Source organism: Bradyrhizobium sp., assembly GCF_016462955.1.
Lineage (GTDB): Bacteria > Pseudomonadota > Alphaproteobacteria > Rhizobiales > Xanthobacteraceae > Bradyrhizobium.
On the sequence record NZ_JAEMSD010000755.1, the window covers coordinates 1 to 2,389 of the forward strand.

The following is a 2,389-nucleotide window of genomic DNA, read 5'->3' on the forward strand; positions in this document are numbered from 1 at the left end:
GCTGGATCGTCGGAAAGAACTGCGCGCGCGCATTGCCGATATTGGCGGTCGCAGAGGCAAGCTGCGCCTCCTGCCGGCGGATGTCGGGCCGCTGCGTCAGCAGCTCCGACGGCAGGCCGGGCGTGACACGCGGGATCGCGATCCGGTCCAGCGAGCCGCCATGCACCCGCACGCTCTCCGGCGGCCGCGAGATCAGCACGGCCAGCGCGTTGACGTTCTGGTCGAGCGTCTGGCGCAGCGGCGGCACCAGGGCCTTCTGGTTCGCAAGCACGCTCTCCTGCTGGGCGACGTCGAGATCGGTGCCGGTGCCGGCACTGCGCCGTTCCCTGACCGCGTCGAGAATGCGCTGCGCGCTCGCGATATTGCGCTGCGAGGTTCTGATGCGGTCCTGCGAGGCCAGCACCTGGAAATAGGCATTGGCGACGGCCGCCAGCGTCGTCAGCGCGACCGTGTCGCGATCGAACCGGTTGGCGTTCGCCGTCTCTTCGGCGGTCTGCAACGCGGCACGATTTTGGCCCCAGAAGTCGAGCTGGTAGCTCGCGCTGAGCGAAGCCGAATAGTTGACGACCTCGCGTCCGCCGATGGACAGGCCAGAAGCGCTCGAGCCCGAGGTCCGTGAATAGGTTTCCGAGCCGCCGGTGGACACGCTCGGCAGCAACGCCGCGCCCGCCTGTCGCGCCTGGGCGTCGGCCTGGACGATGCGCGCGACCGCCGCGGCGATGTCGAGATTGACGGTCTGCGCCTCCTGCATCAACTGCGTCAGCTCAGCTGAGCGGAAGCCGCGCCACCAATCCAGCGAGGGCGGCGCATCGCCCTTGCCGGCATATTTGTACTGGGTGGGAACGTCGAGCGCGGGATCGGGCAGATCCTGGGTCAGTACGCAGGCACCGGAACCGGCGGACAGGCACAGCGCCGCAAGCCAACGCGCCACGCGCCGCGTCCGCGATGCAGAACCGACAGACCGCCGCGTGGCGATCGCAGGAATTTTTTGTGTCACATCCAGCCCCTGCCGGGCAGACCCTGGAGCCGCCGCGCGGCCGGATTAACCGATTCGCGACGGGAGGGTCGGGAGGCTTTGGACGACGCGTTCACGGCCGTGATGCTTTCTGCGGAACCTGACCCATACTAGCCGGGCGCGGCATGACGGGACAGTGCCGCGGTTGCGAGATCCCCATGCCGGTGCGCCGGCAGCGAACTGGCGAAAATCTCAGATCTACCTGTCTCGCAGTGACTTCTCTGATCAAGAAAACATCCGGAAACACGATCAAGCTTACCAAGATTTCATGTGATATTGCGGCCACACCGGCTGCTGAGCCCTCGAGGGGCCGCATCCGGGCGTCTTGAGCTCAATCGCGCCAGCTGGCCAACTCACGAGACCGTCAATTGCCGTCTGCGCCGCTGCCTGACCAAATCTGCTTGGCTTCGCGCCCCCTCTAAGCCGATCCATGTCGCACCTGGCAAGACTTGCTCGCAGGGTCACTCATGACGAGCGTTATCTTTTCCTGAGCTGACCGGGTTTGGTCATTTCATCCTACCGATATCCCGCCTCGCGGCCGAGCGCCTCATCGGCCCTCTGTCCTCGGCATATGACTGTTTGGACTGACATTTCGGCCGCGTTCGCCGCAGCGCAAAAGCCTTCCCCTTTGGCCTGCCAAGCACTAGGTTTAAGCCAAAGCTGATCAACCCCTTTGGTAGTGATTTCCCCTGACATGACCATTCGTAACGACGTTGTCGAAGCCATCGGCAACACCCCCCTCATCAAGCTCAAGCGCGCCTCGGAATTGACCGGCTGCACCATCCTGGGCAAGGCCGAGTTCATGAATCCTGGTCAGTCGGTCAAGGACCGCGCCGGCAAATGGATGATCCTGGAGGCGGAGAAGCGCGGCGAGCTCAAGCCCGGCGGTCTCGTGGTGGAAGCGACGGCCGGGAATACCGGCATCGGCCTCGCGGTCGTCGCCAGCGCGCGCGGCTACCGCACGCTCATCGTGATCCCGGAGACGCAGAGCCAGGAAAAGAAGGACTTTCTGAAGCTGTGCGGCGCCGAGCTGATCGAGGTGCCGGCCCTTCCGTTCGCCAATCCCAACAACTACCAGCACGTCGGTCGCCGTCTCGCCGACGAGTTGCGCAAGACCGAGCCCAACGGCGTGTTGTTTGCCGATCAGTGGAACAACCTCGACAACGCGAAGGCACACTACGAATCCACTGGGCCCGAGATCTGGGAGCAGACCGGCGGCAAGGTCGACGGCTTCGTCTGCTCGGTCGGCAGCGGCGGCACGATCGCCGGCGTCAGCCGCTATCTGACAGAGAAGAACCACGACATCCGCATCGCCTGCGCCGATCCACATGGCGCCGGCATGTACGAGTATTTCAGGACCGGAGATCCCAAGGC

The 2,389-nt window shown here is 64.7% G+C and carries 2 protein-coding genes; one reads left to right on the plus strand and one right to left on the minus strand.

The annotated features are described in order from the left end of the window. The coding region (locus JHD07_RS37900; protein ID WP_291631524.1) for an efflux transporter outer membrane subunit at positions 1-1,003 on the minus strand (1,003 nt) is incomplete at its 3' end. Positions 1,004-1,709: 706 nt separating this feature from the next. Here JHD07_RS37900 and JHD07_RS37905 point away from each other — a divergent pair. Beyond that, positions 1,710-2,389, plus strand: a 680-nt coding sequence (locus JHD07_RS37905) for a cysteine synthase A (protein WP_291631522.1), incomplete at its 3' end; no start/stop codon positions are given.